20 protein-coding genes are annotated in these 25221 nt (G+C 37.0%); 19 read left to right on the forward strand and 1 reads right to left on the reverse strand.

Annotated features, from left to right (window positions below; genetic code table 11):
* Window positions 1–70: 70 nt before the first annotated feature.
* Window positions 71–2425, reverse strand: coding sequence for a ribonucleoside-triphosphate reductase, adenosylcobalamin-dependent (gene nrdJ / locus QBE53_08165; protein ID WZL83074.1), 2355 nt, complete (start codon window positions 2423–2425; stop codon window positions 71–73).
* Between the two features lie 167 nt (window positions 2426–2592).
* Between nrdJ and ppk2 the strand changes: the two genes are divergently transcribed.
* From ppk2 to QBE53_08260, 19 genes are all read left to right on the forward strand, one after another.
* Window positions 2593–3405, forward strand: a complete 813-nt coding sequence (gene ppk2 / locus QBE53_08170) for a polyphosphate kinase 2 (GenBank protein WZL83075.1) — start codon at window positions 2593–2595, stop codon at window positions 3403–3405.
* A 94-nt stretch (window positions 3406–3499) separates the two neighbouring features.
* The gene (gene miaB / locus QBE53_08175; GenBank protein ID WZL83076.1) at window positions 3500–4936 is read left to right on the forward strand and encodes a tRNA (N6-isopentenyl adenosine(37)-C2)-methylthiotransferase MiaB; all 1437 of its coding nucleotides are present in this window, start codon (window positions 3500–3502) and stop codon (window positions 4934–4936) included.
* Window positions 4929–7529 carry a DNA mismatch repair protein MutS gene (gene mutS / locus QBE53_08180; GenBank protein ID WZL83077.1) on the forward strand — a complete coding sequence of 867 codons (2601 nt, stop codon included), beginning with the start codon at window positions 4929–4931 and terminating at the stop codon, window positions 7527–7529. The genes miaB and mutS overlap by 8 nt, the downstream gene beginning before the upstream one ends.
* Before the next feature lie 8 nt (window positions 7530–7537).
* A complete protein-coding gene (gene mutL, locus QBE53_08185; protein WZL83078.1) occupies window positions 7538–9421 on the forward strand; it encodes a DNA mismatch repair endonuclease MutL in 1884 nt (627 codons plus the stop codon).
* A 20-nt stretch (window positions 9422–9441) separates the two neighbouring features.
* Complete coding sequence (miaA, locus tag QBE53_08190) at window positions 9442–10374, forward strand: tRNA (adenosine(37)-N6)-dimethylallyltransferase MiaA (protein ID WZL83280.1); 933 nt, start codon at window positions 9442–9444, stop codon at window positions 10372–10374.
* A 76-nt stretch (window positions 10375–10450) separates the two neighbouring features.
* The gene (gene hfq / locus QBE53_08195) at window positions 10451–10687 is read left to right on the forward strand and encodes an RNA chaperone Hfq (GenBank protein WZL83079.1); all 237 of its coding nucleotides are present in this window, start codon (window positions 10451–10453) and stop codon (window positions 10685–10687) included.
* Window positions 10688–10703: 16 nt separating this feature from the next.
* Entirely contained in the window at window positions 10704–11987 is a 1284-nt protein-coding gene (locus QBE53_08200) for a methionine gamma-lyase family protein (GenBank protein WZL83080.1), read from the forward strand.
* Between the two features lie 76 nt (window positions 11988–12063).
* On the forward strand, window positions 12064–14700 hold the full coding sequence (gene alaS / locus QBE53_08205) for an alanine--tRNA ligase (protein WZL83081.1): 2637 nt from the start codon (window positions 12064–12066) through the stop codon (window positions 14698–14700).
* Window positions 14693–16021 carry a CapA family protein gene (locus tag QBE53_08210; protein ID WZL83082.1) on the forward strand — a complete coding sequence of 443 codons (1329 nt, stop codon included), beginning with the start codon at window positions 14693–14695 and terminating at the stop codon, window positions 16019–16021. Before alaS ends, QBE53_08210 begins: the two co-directional genes overlap by 8 nt.
* Before the next feature lie 35 nt (window positions 16022–16056).
* The gene (locus QBE53_08215; GenBank protein ID WZL83083.1) at window positions 16057–16995 is read left to right on the forward strand and encodes a malate permease; all 939 of its coding nucleotides are present in this window, start codon (window positions 16057–16059) and stop codon (window positions 16993–16995) included.
* 140 nt (window positions 16996–17135) lie between these two features.
* On the forward strand, window positions 17136–17312 hold the full coding sequence (rpsU, locus tag QBE53_08220) for a 30S ribosomal protein S21 (GenBank protein WZL83084.1): 177 nt from the start codon (window positions 17136–17138) through the stop codon (window positions 17310–17312).
* A gap of 17 nt (window positions 17313–17329) precedes the next feature.
* A complete protein-coding gene (locus tag QBE53_08225; protein ID WZL83085.1) occupies window positions 17330–17773 on the forward strand; it encodes a GatB/YqeY domain-containing protein in 444 nt (147 codons plus the stop codon).
* Window positions 17774–17888: 115 nt separating this feature from the next.
* Window positions 17889–18842: a PhoH family protein gene (locus QBE53_08230; protein ID WZL83086.1), complete on the forward strand. Its 954-nt coding sequence runs from the start codon at window positions 17889–17891 to the stop codon at window positions 18840–18842.
* A 17-nt stretch (window positions 18843–18859) separates the two neighbouring features.
* Window positions 18860–20233 carry an HDIG domain-containing protein gene (locus QBE53_08235; protein ID WZL83087.1) on the forward strand — a complete coding sequence of 458 codons (1374 nt, stop codon included), beginning with the start codon at window positions 18860–18862 and terminating at the stop codon, window positions 20231–20233.
* Complete coding sequence (gene ybeY / locus QBE53_08240; GenBank protein ID WZL83088.1) at window positions 20230–20709, forward strand: rRNA maturation RNase YbeY; 480 nt, start codon at window positions 20230–20232, stop codon at window positions 20707–20709. Before QBE53_08235 ends, ybeY begins: the two co-directional genes overlap by 4 nt.
* Before the next feature lie 35 nt (window positions 20710–20744).
* Window positions 20745–21944 carry a DUF3048 domain-containing protein gene (locus QBE53_08245; protein WZL83089.1) on the forward strand — a complete coding sequence of 400 codons (1200 nt, stop codon included), beginning with the start codon at window positions 20745–20747 and terminating at the stop codon, window positions 21942–21944.
* Window positions 21945–21972: 28 nt separating this feature from the next.
* Complete coding sequence (cdd, locus tag QBE53_08250) at window positions 21973–22371, forward strand: cytidine deaminase (GenBank protein ID WZL83281.1); 399 nt, start codon at window positions 21973–21975, stop codon at window positions 22369–22371.
* 12 nt (window positions 22372–22383) lie between these two features.
* Window positions 22384–23979 (forward strand): polysaccharide biosynthesis protein, encoded by a 1596-nt coding sequence (locus tag QBE53_08255; protein WZL83090.1) that lies wholly within the window; start codon window positions 22384–22386, stop codon window positions 23977–23979.
* A 9-nt stretch (window positions 23980–23988) separates the two neighbouring features.
* Window positions 23989–25221 (forward strand): NAD(P)/FAD-dependent oxidoreductase, encoded by a 1233-nt coding sequence (locus QBE53_08260; GenBank protein WZL83091.1) that lies wholly within the window; start codon window positions 23989–23991, stop codon window positions 25219–25221.

A 25221-nucleotide genomic window follows, 5' to 3' on the forward strand; every position in this document is an offset into this window, starting at 1 on the left:
TTGTCGTTGCGCTCTTTTGAATTGAGCTTGTTGTTATGCTAAGTGACCATAAAATTTTATCGATTTGGTGTTATCGTACTGGACACACACCAGATTCGCAACCATCATCACCAACATCCAGTTCTTGTTCGTTGGATTCGTATTTGGAAAGAAGTGCAGGAACAAAGGGGCGCATTTGTTCGACGCGCGTATTGTATTCTGCTTCATCAATAGCTTCATAAGGTAGAAGCTGGTAAAAATTATCATCCAGTGATAGGAAGGAAACTGCAACAATATCGTCCCATTTTTTGTAGACCCACTCTTCAACATCATCCCATTCGTGATCACGAACGTGAATGGTGATAGAGCAGTTATGGTCAACATAGTTTTCCATAAAGAGTTTATAGTTTTCAAGTTGCTCAATTGCACTAACATCATATTTTGTAATGCCTTCTGGTGCTTTTACAGGGAACTCAATGACTTTTGTCGTACAATTTTCAAGTGTTTGTCCTACTTCAGGATATATAGGATAATTAAGCTCCTCGCATACTTTAACTAAAGGATCAGAAGAACTGATTCGAACTCGGCGAATGTAATAAGGAGAATGTGAATAATGTACACCAGAAGAAACCGTTGGAAGCTGACTAAGAGTACCTTCAGGTTTTACAGTGGTGACAAGTAGGGATTCGTTTTCTCCGATTTCGCAAGAGTATTCTTTAACAGCTTCTTGAGCGGTACTACGAAGTTGACGAAGTACTTTGGCTTGATCATCTCGTGAGAGTGCAGCTTTATTGACCATATCTTGCCATCCGGTTAAAGAACAACCTGTAAGTTTGTCGCGTTGTTGTACGTTGTTCCATTCTGGAATTTCCAAATCAACACAAGTCATTCGATATCCAGCACGAGCAGACAGGCGCTGTGCTTCGAGTAGACCATCATAATCCAATGAACCGTCTTCATTTACAAAAGCATAAACATTAATGGTCGTTAAATTACAAAGACCTTGAGAGTCAAGAAGAATTTCTCCACAAGGATTTACGCCGTTCATATTGGGGCGACGTTTTGCACCGGCAACTTCATTTACCCATCCAGGTTCTCCGGAATAACGCATTTGTTCAATTTGCCAATGTAGCATTTCGCGTTCGGGTTTACTTGTGTAATAGATGGAATTATTACTCATTTGACGATGAATAATTTCTTGGTCGACAATCCATTGACCGTCGATTTGTTTATATAAATTATTTTTAGCTTCGATACACTCTTTGTCATCAGCGTCAACAAGAACGATTTCAGCTGTTCGACGTACACCACCAACAACAACGTTTTCACCAATAATATTGGCGATATCCAAGCAATCAATCGGATGAAGTTTTACAAATTGGTGTTCATCATAGATGGCACGTTTTTTTATGACTTTGACAATTTTTATAAACATGTTTTTAATGGATTGATGTCCGCTGGCTGTTCCACCAAAAGACTTAAGTCTTTCGCCTTTTGGACGCACATGATTGTAATTAATAACAATTGTATTAACATTGCGATACTCAGAACTATGGACAATTTTTAAAAAGTAGTCCAGTGCTTGCGTCCATCCTTCTTTTGAATCTCCAATAATTATTTTACATACATTATTATGAGAAAATGCAAGGCTGGTAGAATCTTCGCGTTGATTCATGGGAGTAGGGGTATAGTCTTCATGAATGACTTCAAAATCAGCACGAACTTTGGGTAGTTTTTTGACATCGGACTTAAGAACACGAACTCCAACACCGGCACCAACCATAAGTAAATAAAAAAGATCTTTAAAGGCACTAAAGTTGTCGATGACTTGGAATGCGCAATTATAGTTACTCATCGGATAATTCTTGGACACGGTAGTGCCACCAACCCAAAACGTTCGACCTGAAAGAAATTGGCGCAAGTGGAAGATGTTATCAAAGAGTTTTTCCGCTTCTTCACGTGTTGTAGGAACAAGGCTACAGTTGTATTCAACGGCACGTCGAACGGTTTCCCACCAATACTCTCGGCGATTTTCTTCTTGAAGCCATCGTGAATAGGTTCGATAGTAGACAAAACTTCCTAATTGTTGCATTGGATTTGTCATATGTTTATATTTACTGATAAAATCATCGCTTAAAATACGATTTGAGGTACTTTTACTGCGTTTTTCTCTTGTTTTATCACGTTCATAACGATACAAAATATATTTTTTTGCAACATCTTTACGGGTAGATTCCATAAGTTTTTCTTCAACAGTGTCTTGAATGATATTGACCGAAAAAGGAGAAGAGTAATTTTTTAAAGCCTCTTCAACACTTTCAGCAATGTCTGTAGCTAATGCTTCATCAATGCCGTCTTTGGTTTCAGACATGGCTAATATAATGGCATTTCTTATTTTATCATTGCTGTACTCAACGACTGAGCTATTACGTTTGATAACGTTCATATAATCTCTCCTATACAATATATTGTGCTTGTTAGCATAATCAGCACACTATATATTGTATCACGATTCAATGAAATATCAATAGTAAGATGGAATTATATTCCTAAATTGTTGCAAAACAATGACTGTGGTATAATGAGAATATATGAAAGGGAGGCGGTGTTTTTTTGAGTAAAGAAAGCAAAGGAATCAAGAAAAAAGTGTATGAAGAGCAATTGCATATGTTGCAAATTGAGTTGGTCAAGCTTCAAGAATGGGTTAAAAAAGAAGGACTAAAAGTCGTGGTTATTTTTGAAGGTCGAGATGCAGCCGGAAAAGGGGGCGTCATTAAACGAATAACAGAAAAATTAAATCCTCGGGTTTGTCGCGTGGTTGCATTAGGTGTGCCAACGGAGCGAGAAAAAAGCCAATGGTATTTCCAACGTTATGTTCAACATCTACCGGCAGCAGGTGAGATTGTTCTTTTTGACCGCAGTTGGTATAATCGTGCGGGTGTAGAAAAGGTCATGGGATTTTGCACGCAACAAGAATATGATGAATTTCTTCGTAGCTGTCCTGAATTTGAGAAAATGTTAGTTCGTGCAGGGATTATCTTGATAAAATACTGGTTTTCCGTAAGTGATGATGAACAGGAACGTCGTTTTCAAGCGCGCATCAATGACCCAACGAAACGATGGAAAATCAGTCCTATGGATTTAGAGTCAAGAAAATATTGGGTAGAATACTCCATAGCAAAAGACATGATGATGGACTACACAGATATTAAGCAAGCGCCGTGGTTTGTTGTTCCATCGGATAATAAAAAACATGCGCGGTTAAATTGTATTCATCATTTACTTGAACAGATTCCCTATGAAGATATTCATAAGGAAAAACTTAAGCTTCCAACGCGCCAGGAAAATGACTTCTATAAGCGTCCGCCATTTGAAGAACAAACATTCGTTCCGGATTATGCGTCCCAGTTTGTTACACAGACATAACCAAAAATATTGAATTTTTATGTGAAGTCCGTTATAATGAAATAGCTGTCAAGGTTTTTGATAGCTATTTTGCTATGTCTATTAGGAGGACCAAATGAAAAGAGAACCCATTATTTTAAACCATGATACGGACGAGGGACTCCGTCAAAAGAAAATTATAGAGAGATTAAGAAAGAAAAATGATGCACATGAACAAGCGACAGGTAAGAAAAAGAAGATGCATATTGCAACCTTTGGATGCCAGATGAATTTTCATGATTCTGAAAAGCTAAAAGGTGTATTGGAAGAAATTGGCTATGAAGAATGTGATACAGAAGCCGAAGCTGACTTTGTCGTCTACAATACATGTGCCGTACGAGAAAATGCAGAGACACGTGTATTTGGTCGTATCGGTCACCTTAAGTCATTAAAAGAGAAAAACCCGAATATGGTTATTGCTCTTTGTGGTTGTATGATGCAGCAAGACACGGTTATAGACAAATTAAAAAAATCCTATCCACATGTGAACATTGTTTTTGGAACACACAATATCTACAAACTTGCAGAACTTCTAGAAACATATCTTGAAACAAAAGAAGCGGTTTATGACATATGGGATTCGTATCAAGACATTGTAGAAGATTTACCGACCGTTAGAAAATACAAATACAAATCTAGTGTAAATATTATCTTTGGATGTAATAATTTCTGTAGTTATTGTATTGTGCCATATGTTCGCGGGCGAGAGCGCAGCCGTGAGCCAGAAGATATTATTCAAGAAGTAAAAGCACTTGTTGCAGATGGCGTTATAGAGATAACGTTCTTAGGTCAAAACGTTAACTCCTATGGGAAAAATTTAAAACACCCGATGAGTTTTGCTGGGTTATTAGAAGAAATTGAAAAAATTGATGGGTTAGAACGAATTCGTTTTATGACTTCACATCCAAAAGATTTATCCGATGAACTCATTGATGTGATGGCAAAATCAACGAAAATATGTAAGTCGTTGCACTTACCATTCCAATCAGGAAGCACAAAGCTTCTAAAAAAAATGAATCGAGGATATACAAAAGAAGGATATCTAAATCTGGTCAATAGAATAAAGACAGCAATACCTGATATTGCTATAACTACAGATATTATTGTAGGCTTTCCAGGAGAGACAGAAGATGACTTTTTAGATACAATGGATGTGGTCAAACAAGTCGAATATGATAGTGCCTTTACATTTATATATTCAAAACGTACGGGGACTCCTGCCGCAACTTATGAAGATCAAGTGGATGAGGCCATCGTAAAAGACCGATTTAATCGCTTGCTAGACGAAGTTAATCAGATTGCAAACAAAAAAAGTGTGGCGCATATTGGCAAGGAATATTTGGCGCTTTTTGAAGAAGAAAATACAAGTCGAAAAGGATATATGTCAGGTCGTTTAGATAATGGACATTTGGTCCATGTAAAAGGTGATTCGTCTTTGGTAGGGACAATTCGACGTGTAAAAATTACTGATGCAAAGACATTTTATTTAGTAGGAGAGATTATTAATGAGTAACACGTTAACACCTATGATGCAACAATATATGAACATAAAAGATAAATATAAAGACTGCATTCTCTTTTATCGTTTAGGTGATTTTTATGAGATGTTTTTTGATGATGCGATTGAAGCATCAAGGGAATTAGAAATCACATTAACGGGAAAAAATTGCGGTTTGGAGGAACGTGCACCAATGTGTGGCGTTCCTTATCATTCTGCGGAAAATTATATCAATCGATTAATTGAAAAAGGATATAAAGTAGCTATAGCAGAGCAAATTGAAGATCCGGCGATGGCCAAAGGCATTGTAGAACGTGATGTTATTCGTGTTGTTACGCCGGGGGCAAATCTTAATATGCAAGCCCTTGATGAAACAAAAAATAACTATCTGATGTGCCTATACTCGGACATATCAAGATATGGCGTGAGTTATATTGATGTCACGACTGGAGAATTTCAGACAACGATTTTAACCAGTTATGCTGCAATGCTGGATGAGATTGCCAAAGTGCAGCCGGCAGAATGTATTATTAACGAAACGCTACAGGAAAATACTGAATTTATTGCTTGGATGGAGCAAAATGTCCATGCGTTTATTAATAATTATGAAGATTGGTTTTTTGATAGTAAACGAACAAAAGCAACATTGCTTAAACATTTTGAAGTGGCAAGTTTAGATGGACTAGGCATAGGTGAACATGATGAAAGTGTAATTGCATCTGGTGCGCTTTTGGACTATCTATATGAAACACAAAAGTCAGGGTTATCTCATATTGATCACATTCGCTATTACGAAACAGGCAAGTATATGCTTCTGGATGTATCTACACGGCGTAATCTAGAGCTTTTGGAGACGATGCGTGAAAAAGAAAAAAAAGGATCCCTCCTTTGGGTCCTTGATCATACCAAAACAGCAATGGGAGCAAGAAAATTAAGACATTTTATTGAGCAGCCGTTAACATCAGTCAATAAAATCGAAGAACGTCTAGATAGTATTGAAGAATTGGTTGGAGACTTGATGGCTCGTGAAGAGATTCGAGAGTTATTAACGCCTGTATATGATATGGAACGCCTAATGACAAAGATGACTTTACAGACGGCTAATCCAAGAGACCTTCTTGCTTTTCGTCAATCGATTCATGTACTTCCGGACATAAAAATGCTGTTAAAAAATCTGAAGAGTCCATTGCTAAAGCGTATGGGGGATACTCTCGATATGCTCCTTGATTTAGATAAGCTTATAGGTGATAGCATTATGGAGGAGCCGCCAATTGCCCTTAAAGAGGGAAGAATCATAAAAGATGGTTTTAGCGAAGAGGTGGATAAGCTTCGAAAAGCATCAACGGATGGAAAATCCTGGCTAACGTCCCTAGAGGCAAAAGAACGGGAAGCAACAGGGATTAAAAATCTGAAAATCAAATATAATAAGGTGTTTGGCTATTATCTTGAAGTGACAAAATCCAATCTTCATATGGTTCCACAGCGATATCAGCGCAAACAAACACTTGCAAATGCAGAACGATATATTACACCAGAGCTTAAAGAAATTGAAGATACTGTTTTAGGAGCTCAAGATAAGTTGATTGAACTTGAATACTCGTTATACGTTAAGATTCGTAATAAATTAGCTGAACATGTGTTACGAATAAAAGAGACTGCTCGAAAAGTAGCGCAGTTAGATGCACTACAATCTTTAGCACATGTAGCAGTGACCAACCATTACGTACGACCGACCTTTAATGATCGCGGAACGATTGAAATTGTGGAAGGGCGCCATCCGGTGATTGAAAAAATCATGGGACATGAGCAGTTTATAACTAATGATACACTTATGAATACCCAAGAACACCGCTTTTCTATTATAACAGGTCCTAATATGGCCGGAAAGTCAACGTATATGCGCCAAGTGGCTCTTATAACTTTGATGGCGCAGATAGGAACCTATGTACCAGCAACTTCAGCTAATATTTGTCCGGTAGACCGAATCTTTACACGTGTTGGAGCGTCAGATGATTTATCTTCAGGAAAAAGTACATTCATGGTTGAAATGAGTGAAGTGGCGAATATCTTACGTAATGCAACGGTCAATAGTTTGGTTATTCTTGATGAAATCGGTCGGGGGACATCGACCTTTGATGGTCTAAGTATAGCCTGGGCAGTTGTTGAATATCTCGTTCGGGAAAAAACAGTGGGAGCTAAAAGCTTGTTTGCGACCCATTATCATGAATTGACGGAATTAGAAGGCAAAATTGAAGGTGTCCAAAACTATTGCATCACAGTAAAAGAAAAAGGTGATGACATCATTTTTTTACGTAAAATTGCAAAAGGTGGAGCAGACAAAAGTTATGGGATACAAGTGGCTAAAATTGCAGGTGTTCCGCAACATGTTATTGAAAGGGCCAAAGAAATCTTAGATGATTTATCGGATGCAGACATTACCAAAAAAGCAAAAGACGTACAGATTCCAAAAGAACCATTGCAGCTTAATTTTTTTGAAGAGCCAAAAGATGAAATCAAAGAGCGAATAAAAAAAATTAATATAAACCAAGTAACGCCAATAGAAGCGTTAAATATTCTCAATGAATTAGTGACTTTAACGCAGAAATAGAGGTGACTATGAGCCGAATACATCTTTTAGATCAAGATACGATTAATAAAATAGCAGCAGGTGAAGTGGTTGAGCGCCCTTTGTCTATTGTAAAAGAATGTGTAGAAAACTCGATTGACGCAAAGGCGAATGCAATTACTGTGGAAATTGAAGATGGCGGGTTGAAAAGCATTCGAATCACAGATAATGGTATTGGTATGTCAAAAGAAGACGTCGAGTCTGCATTTTTACGCCATGCAACCAGTAAAATTACAGATGCAGATGATTTGGATCATATCAGATCATTAGGTTTTCGTGGAGAGGCGTTAGCAAGTATTGCAGCGGTCTCGATGGTTGAATGCATTACAAAAAATGAAGATGCATTAACAGGCGTACGTTATTTGATTGAAGGGGGGCAAGAAAAGCAAATTGAAGATATCGGATGCCCAAGTGGTACCACATTTGTCGTTCGAGAACTTTTCTATAATGTCCCTGCGCGCAAAAAGTTTTTAAAAACGCCACGTACAGAAGCAGGATATATTACGGACTTAATTTATCGCTTAGCATTAAGTCATCCAGGTATTTCGTTTAAATATATTGTGAACAAAAAAGTGAAACTGCATACCTCAGGCAATTATGCATTATTGGACTGTGTTTATCAGGTTTTTGGGAAAGAATATGCAAAAAAAAGTAAGGAAGTCAATTACACGTTTGGAGAATATACAGTTACAGGGTATATTGGAGAACCTGAATTAAGCCGAGGTAATCGTCAATATGAAATCTATTATGTAAATAATCGTTATATTAAATCAAAGTGGATTCAAGAAGGCATTGAAGAGGGATTTAAAGAAGCCATGATGATTAATCAGTTTCCTTTTGCGGTGATGTTTTTAAAGTGCCCAACACACCTGTTGGATATCAATGTACATCCGACCAAGATGCAAGCACGATTTGACGATGAGATGCTTATACGCCAGATTTTTAAAGAGGCGGTGATACATACTCTTCGTCAAAAAGAGCCGGTTGTTGATGTGACGCTTAGTGAATCAAAGGATGAAAAAGAACGAATACGCAGTGAAAAAAAACAACATCAAAAACTCATTAAGGAAGCACCGGAACCTTTTGAAGTTAAACGTCGAGAAACGTATACGCAACCACCAACAGAATATATAAAACCTCAGATACAAAACAAAAATGTTGAATCGTCTCAACCAAGTCGGCCAAACCCAAAGCAGACTCAGCCAAACTCAAAACAGCCTCAGCCTAACCCTATGTTTCAAAACACACAAACGGCAGAACCGGTATCGATGGATTTGTTTTTAGACGAACAAAAAGTGCAAAAACATCGTGTTATCGGACAGCTTTTCAAGACGTATTGGCTGGTAGAGTATCACAAAGAATTATATATTATTGATCAACATGCTGCCCATGAAAAAGTGCTTTATGAATCCTGGGTTGAAAAAATTGAAAAGCACAATATTTCTTCTCAGATGCTTTTAGAATCAAAGGTATATGATTTGTCCGATCGTGAGTTTGAACTGTTTCAAGAACATCAGCAGGCGATTGCGGATTTGGGATTTGATGTGGAAGAATTTGGTGGAAATTCAATCGTGCTAAAGAGTGTTCCATATCTATTGAATGCACCACTTACAAATATGGATTTTATTCATTTTTTTGACCAATTGCGTTCAGGACTCCAAATGAAAAAGCAAGAACGTTATCTTCATGAATTAGCAACAATCGCTTGTAAGGCAGCGATTAAAGGTCGGGATAAAATAACGGTCTTAGAATATCAAAGCTTGATTGAACAACTTTTGCAACTTAACGATCCGTACCATTGCCCTCATGGTCGACCAACAATGATTCGAATGAGTGAGCAGGAACTCGAAAAAAAATTCAAACGAATTGTATGATATGAAAGTGTGTAGTGATGATGGATAAGAAAAAATTAATTGTTGTTGCTGGTCCGACAGCTAGTGGAAAAACAGCTGTCTCAGTAGCGCTTGCAAAAAAAATCCAAGGAGAGATTATCTCTGCAGATTCGATGCAGGTATATAAATATATGGATATAGGGTCAGCTAAAATTACTAAAGAACAGATGGAAGGTGTAGCCCATCATCTCATTGATGTTTTGGAGCCGGATGAGGACTTTAGTGTACACCGGTTTCAAATGATGGCTAAAAAGGCCATGGATAGTATTTACGCAAAGCAGGCGACGCCTATTATCGCAGGAGGGACAGGCTTTTATATTCAATCTGTTGTTAATGATATTGATTTTTCACAAACAGATGAGCAAGCCCATGTCCGACGACAAGTAGAAGAGTATTTTGAAAAGTACGGAGGAGATGGCTTACATACATGGCTTGCAAAAGTTGATGCACAAAGTGCTTCAAAAATTCACCCGAACAATGTTAAACGGGTTTGTCGAGCATTAGAATATTACTTACTCACTGGCGAAAAAATGAGTGCGCATAATGCAAAGCAGCAAGCAAAATCTTCACCCTATGATGTGACGTTTATTGTATTGACAATGGACAGAGGCTTATTGTACGAACGAATTAACCAGCGGGTAGATCAAATGATTGAACAAGGACTTGTTGATGAGGTCAAATACTTACGAGAAAAAGGTTACACCAAGGAAATGACCTCTATGCAAGGGCTTGGTTATAAAGAGATTTTTGATTATCTCGAAGGACGCATTACATTAGAAGAAGCTATATATATTATAAAGCGCGATACACGTCGTTTTGCTAAACGACAATTGACATGGTTTCGTCGTGAAAAAAATGTCCAATGGATTCATGTAGATCAATTTGCATTTGATGTAGAAGCTATAGCAGAAGCGATCATGAAATTAATAGGATAAACCGATATTTGTATTGAACTATTTGTAAATATACTATAGAATAAGAGTAGAATACTTTCGAAAAGGGGGATTACCGATGCCAAAACCAGTAAACTTACAAGATATGTTTTTAAATCAAGTACGAAAAGATAAGATTGTGCTTGTCGTATATTTGACCAATGGATTTCAATTAAAAGGAATCGTAAAAGGGTTTGATAATTTTATTGTTGTTTTAGAAACAGAAGGAAAGCAGCAGATGATATACAAGCATGCGATTTCAACTATAATACCTTCAAAAGAAATTCATTTTAACATTGAAGTTGAGGAGTACTAGAAAAGGAACTTACATTATGACCAACACGATTTATGAACAACTTGGAATAAGCAACCAGGTCCTTTCCGTAAGCAATGCTGTGGAAAAGGACCTGGAACGACGTTTTAGGGAAATAGACCGTATAGCTGAAGCCAATCAATTAAAAGTATTACATGCAATGCAAGTACATCGATTAAGCGATATGCATTTTAACCAGACCAATGGATATGGGTATAACGATATTGGACGGGATACCTTGGAAAATGTTTATGCTTCCGTATTTCATACGGAAGCTGCTTTAGTTCGTCCTCAATTAATTTCGGGGACACATGCACTGACAGTTGCCTTAAGTGGAAATTTACGGCCGGGTGATGAAATTTTAGCACCTGCTGGAAAGCTCTATGATACATTGCAAGGGGTTATTGGAATTATACCTACAAAAGGGTCTTTAAGTGAATATGGTATAACATATGCACAGGTAGATTTATTAGAAGACTTTTCATTCGATTTTGAAGGCATAAAACATGCTATTAATGATCGAACAAAATTGATTTCGATTCAAAAATCGAAAGGATATGATTGGCGACCGACTTTTTCCAATAAACAAATTGGTGAGCTGATTGATTACATTCGTCAAATCAAACCTGAGGTCATTATTATGGTAGATAATTGTTATGGAGAGTTTGTTGAGTATGATGAGCCTAGTGATTATGGTGCTGACTTGGTGGTTGGATCGTTAATAAAAAACCCGGGAGGAGGAATTGCTCCATCTGGTGGCTATATTGCCGGTAAACAAGAATATGTTGAAAATGCGGCCATACGTTTATCCGCTCCAGGTCTTGGAAAAGAAGTCGGTGCTTCTCACGGAATGACACATAGTTTGTTCCAAGGGTTATTTTTGGCTCCTACCGTTGTAGCATCAGCACATAAAACAGCTTTATTTGCATCCAAATTATATGAAAAACTAGGTTTTAATGTGATGCCACAAAGTAGTCAGCCGCGTTATGATATAATACAAGCGATTGATATGGGGACAAAAGAAAATGTCATTGCTTTTTGCCGTGGAATACAGGCTGGTGCCCCTGTGGATAGCTTTGTAACGCCAGTGCCATGGGAAATGCCAGGATATGACGCTGAGGTGATTATGGCAGCCGGTGCTTTTGTGCAAGGCTCTTCCATTGAACTTAGTGCTGATGCGCCAATCAAGCCACCGTTTACCGTGTATTTTCAAGGTGGGCTAACGTATCATCATGGTAAATTTGGCGTAATGAAGTCGCTACAAGCAATGGTGGATGACACGGACTTTGAATTGAAAGTGTAAAACCATTGTTTGACAAATACGTAAAATTTCATTATAATTTTTCTAATATATTAACTGGATCAGGAGGCGTAAATTCGTGAAAAGCTATGGAGTAAACGAACTAAGAAAAATGTATCTCGAATTCTTTGAAAGCAAGGGCCATCTTCGAGCCGATAGTTTTCCTTTGGTTCCTAAAAATGATAAAAGTTTGTTGTTAATTAATTCAGGAATGGCACCATTAAAACCTTATTTTACAGGTCAAGAAACACCCCCAAAAAATCGAATGACAACATGCCAAAAATGTATTCGTACAGGCGACATTGAAAATGTAGGAAAAACAGCTCGTCATGGAACATTTTTTGAGATGCTTGGAAACTTTTCTTTTGGAGATTATTTTAAAAAAGAAGCAATTGCATGGGCTTGGGAATTTTTTACGCAAGTTTTAGAAATTCCTAAAGATATTCTATATGTATCGGTGTATGAAGAAGATGATGAAGCGGAAAAGATATGGCACGAACAAGAGAACGTTCCAATGGACCGTATTGTACGCATGGGCAAAGAAGATAACTTCTGGGAACATGGACTCGGACCATGTGGACCATGTTCAGAAATCTATGTAGACCGTGGAAAAGAATATGGATGTGATGATCCAAACTGTACTGTTGGTTGCGAATGTGACCGTTTTGTTGAGATTTGGAACCTTGTGTTTACCCAATTTGAAAAAATGGAAAATGGCGACTATGTACCACTAAAAAATCCTAATATTGATACAGGAATGGGGCTTGAACGTCTGGCTATGATGATGCAAGGGGTCAACTCATTTTTTGATGTGGATACGATGCAGGTTATTCGTGATGCAATATGTAAAAAAGCAAAGGTGACTTATTTAGAAAATAAAGAGACGGATGTTAGCATTCGTGTAATTACAGACCATATTCGTTCCGTGACTTTTATGACTTCAGATGGTATTTTGCCTTCCAATGAAGGGCGTGGATATGTACTTCGTCGTTTGCTTCGTCGTGCGGCGCGTCATGGTAAACTTTTGGGAATTCAAGGCGCTTTTTTGAAGGAATTAGCACAAATTGTTATTGAATCTAGCAAAGATGGCTATCCGGAATTAAAAGAAAAAGAAGCGTATATTCTGAAGGTGCTAACAACAGAAGAAGAACGTTTTGCAGAAACGATTGACCAAGGAATTGCAATTTTAAATACATACCTAGATGAATTAGAAGATCAGACAGTATTAAGTGGGGAAAAAGCATTTAAACTATATGATACATATGGTTTCCCATTAGATTTAACGATTGAGATTGCTGAGGAAAAGGGTGTTCGAGTTGATCAAGAAGCTTTTGCCGAAGAAATGAAAGCTCAAAGAGATCGCGCGCGTAATGCCCGAGAAGAATCCAACTATATGGGCGCAGAAGAAACTGTATACCATAAGTTGGAAATCGGAATTGGTGAAAAATTTGTAGGATATCAGCAACTAGAAATGGTCAGTGAAATTACTGGATTAACTCAAGGCAACCATGTTGTTACAAGTATTTCAAGTGGAGAAAAAGTGAGTGTTATCGTACATGAGACACCTTTTTACGCAACAAGTGGTGGACAGCAAGCTGATATTGGATATATGGAAACGGCAACAGGAAAAGTGCGTATTGATGATGTCATCAATGTAGTTGGAAATAATATTGCACATATCGGTGAAGTGGTCGAAGGCGATTTAGAAATCGGACAAGAGGTTCGCTTAAGTGTTGATGAGAATCATCGCTTTGCAACAGCGAAAAACCATAGTGCAACACACTTGCTTCAAAAAGCTTTAAAGACAGTTTTAGGCGATCATATTGAACAAGCAGGTTCAAGTGTATCAGCTGATCGGTTACGGTTTGACTTTACACATTTTGAGGCCATTGGAAAAGACGATCTTAAAGCCGTTGAAAACTTAGTCAATGAACAGATTCAAAAAGGACTTAGTGTTCATATAGAAGAAATGTCGATTGCTCAAGCAAAAGAGTTGGGCGCGATGGCATTATTTGGAGAAAAATATGGAGAAACGGTTCGTGTGGTTAATATAGATGGATACAGCATTGAACTGTGTGGTGGAACACACTTATCGAACATCTCTGAAATCGGATTATTTAAAATTGTATCTGAAGGTGGTGTTGCTGCAGGTGTACGTCGTATTGAAGCTTTAACTGGTCAGGGAGCGATTAATTACTATCACTCGATCGAACGTACATTAAATGCTGTAGCAGAAAAAGCGCGCTGTGAAGTGGGACAAGTTGAGACGAAGCTACAAACGCTACTCGATGAAATTAAGGAATTGAAACGAGAAAATGAACAACTAAAATCAAAGGCAGCTTCTTCTATTGTCGATGACTTATTGACCGATAAAATATCTATAGGAGATATTGAAATCATTACAGCTGAGGTTGAAGGTTTTGATGCGAACCGTCTAAGAGACTTAGGCGATAAGCTTCAAGAAAAATTGAACCAAGGAGTCGTTGTTCTTGCATCGAATAATAATGGTAAAGTATTGTTAAGTGTCATGGCAAGTGATTTTGCGGTTCAAAAAGGCGCACATGCCGGGAAAATCATATCCGCCATTGCAAAAATTGTTGGCGGTGGTGGTGGTGGAAAACCACAGATTGCTCAAGCCGGAGGAAAAGATACAAGCAAAATAGCGCAAGCGCTTGAAAAAGCTGTTGAGTTGCTTGGAGAGCAAGTCAATGCTTAAAATAGTTAAGAGAAAAGCAATCATTAAGGTTGCTTTTCTTTTCATGTTCTTTTTCATTGGAGGATTGACAGGATGTGGGTCAGATGATCTTGAATTGAAGGCAAACTTCACACGAAGAGCGCGGTCAAATGCAGATATTCATGCAAAAGTTGAAAGGAATATTATACGACAAAATCAAGAAAATCGCATAAATACTGTTTCAATAGGTGCAGTCGGTGACTTAATGTTTCATAATACCCAGATTTCACGTGCCTATGATGAAAAAACAGGTCAGTATGACTTTTTGGATAGTTTCACACATATAAAGCCGTATTTACATGAGGTGGATTATGTATTTGGAAATTTTGAAACAACATTACCTGGGAGTGAGTATTCAGGTTATCCGTTATTTAGAACACCAGATACGGTTTTAGATGCCATAACAGATGCCGGTATTGATTTTTTAGCAACAGCAAATAACCATAGCTTAGATAGTGGTGAATATGGAATGCAGCGTACGATTGAACAGCTGAATATGCGCCAGATTCCTTTTACAGGAACGTTTAGTTCTTGGGAAGAACGCGAACCGTATAAAATAGTTGAGGTGGAAGAGATTAGCTTTGCAGTCGTCAATTATACATATGCCACCAACGGTCTTACAATTGCCGGGAAAATGGATCAGATTAATACACTCGATTATTATAACAAAGACAAACTTGCAGAGCTTTATTTGGATGTAGCTGCTGCAGAAGCGTCCGGATGTGATTATGTGATTGTAATGATGCATTTTGGATATGAGTATGTTAGTTTGGAAAGTGAACGTATTCAACGAGATATTGTAAAAGAATTGATTGCTAATGGTGCAGATATTATTTTTGGTGGACATCCCCATGTTCTTCAACCTGTTGAACTTTTTTATGAAGTCGATGGAACGATATTCGAGGAACCTAAAGTGGTTATTTATTCCCTAGGTAATTTTATCGCTTCTCAACGAAATGTAGAGAAGCTTGGTGGAAATACAGATCTTGGAGTTATTTTTAATATTTATTTCAAAACGTATGATTGCCAAAGACCAAAAATGACAGGTATTGGATTTTTACCGACATATACTTTGTGGCAGACGGATACCATTACAACAATTCCCATAACAACAGATTTGTCCTTGTTGGATCAGTATAATCTTGATATTGATACATACAGATATACACCATGGGATGACAACCGAATTGCATTTGGGAAAAAATATACAGTGGCACATTTGATGCGATATATTGATAGTGAAATAGATACTCAGGACAAAATATATATGGATAAAGGCTTTTATCGTTATGATTTTGAATAGGAAGAGATATGAATATTAGCTAGAAAGGATAAGACATGTTAGATGCGTTCTCCAAAATCATACCCATTTTACTTTTAATTGGATTTGGATTTTATTTAAATAATCGGCATACAATCTCAGACGAAGTCATTAGCGGCTTACGAAAAGGTATTGTCAATATTGCATTACCTGCAGTACTATTTTTAACGTTTAAAAATATGGTCATTGAAAAAGAATTCTACTTAGTTACACTCATTACATTTGTTATGTTAATTTTGTTTTATAGTTTGGGATATTTTATCTCCAAAACACCGTATATGCATACGAATTTGACACCTTTTTTTATGACATCAACGGCCTTTGGAACGATAGGAATTACACTATATTCAGCAGTTTATGGAATGGAATACTTGGATCAATATACGATTTTTGGCATAGGGCATGAATTTTTTGTTTGGTTTATTTATATAACGTTGATTCGACAACATTTTGAAAAAAGTCGCTTTTCATGGAAGACGATTAAGGGTTTTGCTGAATCGCCGTTAATTATTGCCATTGTTTTAGGAATTGCATTAAACCTTACAGGAATAGGGCGACAGATTGAGACGAATTTTATTTGGTTAGGTATAGAAAATACCCTAGAGTATTTGGCGGGGTTAATTACGCCATTACTTTTGATTATTATTGGCTTTACGCTTAAAATCGAGCGGCAATATCTTCAAGAAGCAGCAAAACTAGTGTTTGTTCGACTGGTTATCATGTTATCCATAGGATACTTGGTGAAATTTTTTTGGATCAATAATTTAATAGAGACCAATCCGTTTTTTGATTTTGGGTTTTTTACATTTCTCATTTTACCACCACCATTTTCACTGCCTGTATTTATAAGTGAATATGAGACGAAGGAAAGTGAAGCCATTTTGTCGAATGCCTTAGTTTTGTCGACAATTGTTTGTGTGATACTCTTTATTAGTGCATTTATTTTGATTCAATAAGGCATTAAAATTTATTGCTTATTCTTGAAATAATAGTTGACGTACCGTCATTTTGTGCTATAATTATCTATAGTGCTTAAATGAGGCCCTATAGTTGTAGGATATAGCACGAAATTGCAACTGGAGGGAGGTTGGAAAGAATGTCAAACGTAACGATTAAAGACAACGAAACCTTAGATAGCGCATTAAGAAGGTTCAAAAGAAACTGCGCCAAAGCGGGTATTATGCAAGAAATTCGTAAAAGAGAACATTACGAAAAACCAAGCGTAAAACGTAAGAAAAAGTCTGAAGCTGCTAGAAAGCGTAAGTTTAAATAGTACAGAAGGATGATTATATGTCACTAAAAGAACAACTCTTCACGGACATGAAAGATGCCATGAAGGCCAAAGATTCTTTGAGAAAAAATACCATTCAATCTGTCAGAACTGCTGTGCTTCAAGAGGAAAAAGACAATAAAATTGTTTTGTCTGATGATCAAATAATTGGCGTTATTGCCTCGCAATTAAAGAAGCGTAAAGCAGCGCTGCCGGAATTTGAAAAAAGTGGTAGAGAAGATTTAATTAATGAATTAAAATCTGAGATCAAAGTGCTTGAAAGCTATTTACCTGAACAATTATCTGAAGACGAAGTTACACGTATGATTCAAGAAGTTATTGATGAAGTAGGTGCAACATCAATGAAAGATATGGGTAAAGTCATGCAAGTAATGACTGATAGAGCTACAGGTCGCGCAGACAACAAATTGGTCAGCCAAATTGTTAGAAAATTACTGGCATAGATAAAAAGCTATCGAATGATTTCGATAGCTTTTTTTACTTATACGTTTCAGATGTCAAAAGCATCGCACGAGATAATTACAACTGAAATGTAAATGGAATTTACAGGAGGGAAATATGGCAATATCAGAGACATCGATGCATGTAGAGCATGAGTATTTACCAGCTTTATTTGGTGACTATGATACGCATGCAAAACAAATTGAAGGTGCATTAAAAGTATCCTTGAGCAATCGAGGAGAAAAAATACAGATTAAAGGGACACATCATAGTGTGAAGACAGCTGAAATTGTCATTAATGATTTATTAGCGACACTAAAAAAAGGTGTGAATTTATCTGAGGATAATATTCAATATGCTATCAACATGGCATTGGAAAAGCGTAAAACATCACTCGCAAGTATCAGCTCTGAGTATATATGTGTTACGCCGAATGGAAAATATATTCGTCCTAAGACACAGGGGCAAAAAAAATATATGGATTTAATTCGTAATAAAATGATTGTGTTTGGTGTTGGACCGGCAGGAACGGGTAAAACATATATGGCTATGGCTCATGCCATTACTGCGTTTAAAAAAAATGAAGTTAATCGAATTATATTAACACGACCAGCCATTGAAGCGGGTGAAAAATTAGGCTTTTTACCAGGAGATTTGCAAAGTAAAGTAGATCCCTATTTAAGGCCTCTTTATGATGCGCTTTATGAAATTATGGGGACGGACAGCTTTTTAGCCAATATGGAAAAAGGGTTGATTGAAGTTGCGCCTCTTGCATATATGCGAGGAAGAACATTGGATAATGCGTTTATTGTATTAGATGAAGCGCAAAATACAACACCTGCCCAGATGAAGATGTTTTTGACACGTATTGGGTACGGTTCAAAAGCCATTATTACTGGAGATATTACCCAAAAAGATTTGCCGGGCAGTACACGCTCTGGTTTAGAGGTGGCTATGGGCATATTAAGAGATATTCCGGAAATAGGGATGTGTCGTTTGACGAATAAAGATGTTGTTCGACATCCGCTGGTACAAAAAATTGTTGAGGCATATGAAAATAACAAACATTAATGTTAGGGGGTTTTTAAGTGAAAGGTCAAGAGAGGTTTAAACGAACCATTCCTATAATTGGAATGTTAATATTTATTGTTGTTGCAGTTATTGGAATGATAAATGAAAGTGTAAATATTGCAGAATTAATTACCCGTTTAATTTTGGTCGGCACTATTCTTACATTGGTTGCATATATTTTTAATGTGTATTATGAACCTACACTTTTTTCGAAAAATTTACATCTGATGTATTGGACTTTTGTTTTAGTTGGCTTTATACCTTCAGTTTTTTTGTTGCCTTTTAACGCCTACATACTCCCATTGCTTTTAACCACAGCACTTATTTCAACAATGATTGATTCGAAGCTAGCGTTAATGACACATTTTGTGATATCCTTTTTATTACTTATGATTGTGGCATTACCGCTAGAGATATATATGATGTATGTTGTTGCAGGCTTGTTTATTAATTATGTTATGCCTTATGTGAAAAAAAGGCAGCAAATTGTTTATGTGGCGATTTCAACAACATTGTTGATGATGCTATTGGTTGTTGTCGGGCATTTAATGCAATTTGGACATTTACTAGGATTTTCTTATGGTAACATGTTTTTAGCAGGATTAAACGGAATGCTGGTGATTGTTTTGGCACAAGGAAGCGAGCCCATGTGGGAAGCTGTTTTTAATATTACGTCTGAAGCGCAGCTTATTGAACTAGGTAGTGCAAATCAGCCCCTGATGAAACGATTGCTAGTAGAGGCTCCGGGAACGTACCATCATAGTATGATGGTGGCTAACTTAGCAGAAAAGGCGGCATTAGATATTCAGGCGAATTATCAATTAGCTAGAGTTGGAGCTATGTATCATGATATTGGAAAAATTGAAGAGCCACAATATTTTTCGGAAAATCAAAATGGAAAGAATATCCATGATGATTTATCACCGGATGCAAGTGCACATTATATCATTCGCCATATCGAAAAAGGCCTTGCTCTAGCAAAAGAGTATAAATTACCAAAAAACATTGTAAATATTATAAAAGAGCATCATGGGGATTCGGTTGTGGCTTATTTTTATAATAAAGCAGTATCACACAGTGATGGATTTACAATTGATGTTGAAGAATTTAAGTATGAAGGACCTAAGCCACAAACGAAAGAAGCAGCGATTGTCATGTTGGCAGATTGTGTGGATGCAGCGACAAAAGGTCTTGATTTAAATGAACGCGATAAGGATCAAATTATACAATTGATTGATCAAGTGATTTTAACGGTTATTACGAACCATCAATTAAATGAAAGTCCGTTGCGCTTTGATGAGCTTCCCGTTATTGCAAATGCATTTCTTCAAGTATATAATGGACTGTATCATGAGCGTGTAAAATATGACAGGGAGTTGATAGAACAATGATTTTTTTTGACGATGAAGATATAGCACTAACAAAAGAGCAAAAGAACTTAGCAACAAAGACGATTGAAACAGTTCTTGATTATACTAAATTTCCATATGAGGTGGATGTTACGCTAACCATTACTGATGATACATATATACACCAATTAAATTTAGAACATCGAGGAAAAGATAAAGCTACAGATGTCTTATCTTTTCCAATGATTGATTGGCCAAGTCCCTGTGCATATGCCTATTTAGAAACCCAAATAGATGGTTTGGTAAATCCTGAGATGGGTTATGTGATTTTAGGGGATATAGTATTATCTATGGATCATGTCAATGCACAAGCAGCAGAATATGGGCACACTTTTGAACGGGAGTTTTCGTTTCTAATTGTTCATAGTATGTTACACCTTTTGGGCTATGACCATGAAAATCCAGATGACGAAATTGTAATGATACGTGAACAAAAAAACATTATGCCAAACATATAATTGATAACAGAAAGTGATGAGATGAGATGAATTTTTTGAAAAATAAAAAACAACGTACTATAGTTATTCTTGCGATTATCCTAGTTGTTATTCTTGGGGTTATTGTAGTGAGTCTACTTAAGGCAAAAAGTAATGAAGCTTCTCGTGTACCAGATGAACCTGTGAGTGAAGCTGAAACCATTGTGGATACAGAACCTGAAGTTGAGCCGGAGCCAGAACCGGAACCGGAGCCAGAACCAGAGCCAGAGCCAGAGCCAGAGCCAGAGCCAGAACCTATAGGGCCTTTAAGCTTGTATACAGGCTTACCAACTTCAGAAGAAGTCTATTTACGCCGTCCAATTGGGATTATGATCAGCAACATTAAATCGGCGCTTCCACAATATGGAATATCCCAAGCAGATATCCTTTATGAAACAGTTGTTGAAGGGGGAATCACCCGACTTTTGGCCGTTTTTCAGGATTTTGATGCGGAAAAAATAGGACCTATTCGTAGTGCGCGTCATTATTATATGGACTTTGCATTGGACCATGATGCGATTTATACCCATGTAGGTCAATCAACCTATGCAAAGACAGCTTTTAGAGAGCTTGATGTTAACCGGTTTTATGGATTAAGTCACTTAGATGAATTGTTTACATTTTTAGATCCAAAACGGGTGCGTCCACATAGTACATTTACATCCTACGAACTATTGATGAATACATGGGATGTATTGGAATATCCAAAAGAAATTGATATTGATGCAAAACGAAAATTAAACTTTATTGAATGGACAGGTGAAGTCGAAGGCACAACAGAGACAGAAAACACAGCTATTCAAGAGAATGGGTTCATAAACAAATTGTCCTTGGATTATTCAGGAGCATATGGGACAAATCCTGAGTTTATCTATAATGACGAACTAGGTGTATATGAACGCTATCAATTCGGGAAAAAACATATAGATGCCCTAAATGACCAGCAGCTAGCTTTTGAAAATATTATTTTGCAATACACGTCAATATGGACGATTAAAGGAGATCCTCTCGGTTGTATGGACATGACGCTTTTGACTGAAGGCGAAGGTTTATATTTGGCGGATGGAGTTGCTGTACCTATTACTTGGAGTAAAACTAGTCATAATTCACCAACACAGTATTTTACAGAAGATGGTGCCCCATTATTATTGAACCCGGGAAAAACATTTATTAGTGTTTATCCTAAACACCGTACTGACTATATAACAATGGAGTGATATGATGAAAAAAGAGCAAAAAGAATTGATGGATAAAGTATTATTACAAGAAGCAAAACATGCAAGAGAATATGCGTATGCCCCTTATTCAGGGTTTCAAGTAGGTGCAGCCCTTCGTACGAAAAGCGGAAAAATTTATCGAGGATGTAATATTGAAAATGCTGCGTTTAGTGCAACCAATTGTGCAGAAAGAACTGCTATCTTTAAAGCTATATCTGAAGGGGATACAGAGATTGATGCAATTGCAATCGTTAGTTCGGCAGAAGATGTTACCTATCCGTGCGGAGTTTGTCGACAGGTAATGAGTGAACTTATGCCGGATGCGACAATCTATTTTGAAGATGCGAAGGGGAACACAGTGGTGTCAAGTGTTAAAGAAGTGATGCCATACATGTTTGATAATGCCATTCCAAATAAAAAGAAATAAAAGGAGAGGAACATGGAGCATCGTTCAAAAAAAAGTAACTTACTTTTACAAGGTTCAATATTAGCCATAGCCGGACTTATTGTCCGGCTTATTGGTCTATTATATCGTATCCCTTTAATTAATATTTTAACGGATGAAGGAAGTGGATACTATGCAAGTGCATATACGGTATATTCCTACTTGCTTATATTGTCCTCCTACGGATTCCCAGCAGCAATATCTAGAATTGTATCGGCAAAACTGGCGAAGAAAAAATACCGAGAAGCCCATTTGATTTTTAAATTTTCGCTAGTGTTTTCGTTAATTATTGGTATTGTGTTTACAGCTATCCTTTATTTTGGCGCACAAATGATTGCAAACTTTATTGAGATTCCTAATGCGGCGGTTGCATTACAAGGTCTTGCGCCGGCACTCTTGATTTTTAGTATGCTGTCTGTTTTTCGAGGATATTTTCAAGGCATGAACACAATGGTTCCAACAGCGATTTCTCAAATTGTTGAACAAGTGTTTAACGCTGTCTTTAGTATTGTACTTGCCATGCTTTTGTTAAAGCATGGGTTTGAGTATGGTGCAGCAGGATCGAGTTTAGGAACCGCATTTGGTGCAATGTTTGGATTGATTTTTATTGTTTTTGTCTATATTGCATCCAAACCAATGATTTCACGGCGTATTGAGCGTGATCAAAATCCTTATGTAGATCATGCGGTATTTTATTATTGGAAGTTGTTGCTGATGACTTCTATTCCGATGGTCATTGGAACATCAACGTTTCATCTGACCAACCTTATAGATACGATTATGTTTAACAAAGCGCTTGCATTTCATGGGTACATACCAGATCAAATCGCAATGTTATATGGTATTTTAGAAGGAAAGTATAAGATTATTATTACACTGCCTGTGTCGATTGCTTCGGCTATGGCAACAGCATCCATTCCTAGTGTGACCTCATCGCTGGTTCGTGGAGATTCAAAGCTACTTGCAAAAAAGATTGATTTATCTATTCGATCGGTTTTGATGATTACATTTCCGTCGATGATTGGAATTATGATTTATGCAAAACCAATTTTAGAACTTTTATTTACGAATTTAGATCATTTGGCAATGACCACATCAATTTTACAGATTGGGTCGCTTTCAATTGTGTTTTTTGGCGTCTCTACAATATCTATTGGGCTATTGCAGGGATTAAATCGACTTAATATCCCGGTGAAAAATGCATTGATTTCCTTAGTGACAAAAGTTTTGTTTAATATTGTTCTTTTGTATGTTTTTGATTTAAATCTATACGGAGCTGTTATTACAAATATTATTTTTGCAGGGGTATCTGCATTTTTGAATTTTCGAGCAGTGCGTCAAGAGATTCCGTTTCGTATCGACATGTACAAAACGCTTATTGCCCCATTGATGAGTTCGCTGATTATGGGAGGGGTTACACTTATTTGCTACAAGCTATTGACCATAAAGATGTTAGGAGAACATGCGTTGCTTATCATTTTGCCTTTAGCAGTTCTAATTTATGGAGTTAGTATTTTAAAATTAAAGGCATTTAATCAAAAAGAGTTAGAAGAGATTCCTTTTGGGAATAAATTCAAACGTTTTTTATAGGAGAAAAGAATGGCAAAGAAAAAAATAATCATTATAGGCGGTGGCATGGCTGGAATGACAGCCGCAATTATTGCTGCTCAAAACGGTGCAAAAGTCACTTTGTTTGAACGTAATGATAAAATTGGAAAAAAACTGGCGGTTACGGGTAATGGTCGGTGTAACATATCCAACCAACATATATCCTCACAACATTATCATTCATCAACAGTCAATATATTTCAAAATATTTATTCCCAGTTTGATTTAAGTCAGACCGTTCTTTTTTTTCAATCAATAGGTATTGATTTGGTCGAATTAGAAGAAGGGAAACTTTATCCTCAGAGTTTACAGGCAAGTAGCGTGGTCAAAGCGTTATTATATAGAGCAACAGAGCTTGGGGTTGAGATTATTTATCATCAACGAATATTAGATATTGAGTACACTAATAAGTTTCGTGTGTATGGACAAGAGCAAACTTTTTATGGCGAATACCTCATCATAGCTACTGGAGGAAAAAGTTATTCCGCATCAGGTTCTACTGGAGATGGATATGCTTTGGCAAAATCTTTTGGTCATCAGATTATAGAACCCATGCCATCCATTGTCCAGCTAGTAACGAAAAGTATCTATAATAAGAGCCTAAAAGGACTTAAAGTACAAGCTAAAGCTCAACTTGTTTGTGATAAGACACAGACAGTTCTTCGTGAAGAAGTAGGAGAAGTTCTTTTTACAGAGTATGGATTGTCAGGTCCGACAATTTTGCAATTATCAACACTTGTTGCGCCTCTACTTAAAAAGGGGATGTCGTTGTCGGTTCATTTAGATTTTTTTCCGGAAAAAACACATGAAGAAATTGATGCATATTTGACTACACGTTTTACACAATTTCCAACTCGTAGCTTGGAGCAGGTGCTTAATGGATATATTAATCAGCGATTAATTATACCGCTTATAAAGTATCTGGAGTTAGATCACCTTAAACAGGCGGCAAATATAACCAAAAAAGAGCGGCATGCCCTAGCAAAAGGATTAAAGAATTTTTGGCAGACCATTGAAAGTACGTATATTTGGAATCAAGCCCAAGTTACGAAAGGTGGCGTTAGCTGCTATGAAGTTGACCCGCAAACGCTAGAATCTACAAAACAAAAAAAGCTTTACTTTATCGGTGAAGTTTTAGACATTGATGGAGATTGTGGTGGCTATAACCTACAATGGGCTATAAGTAGTGCTGCTGTTGTGAGCCAAGATATTTTACAAGGATAA

Source organism: Vallitaleaceae bacterium 9-2, assembly GCA_038396585.1.
Lineage (GTDB): Bacteria > Bacillota > Clostridia > Lachnospirales > Vallitaleaceae > UBA1351.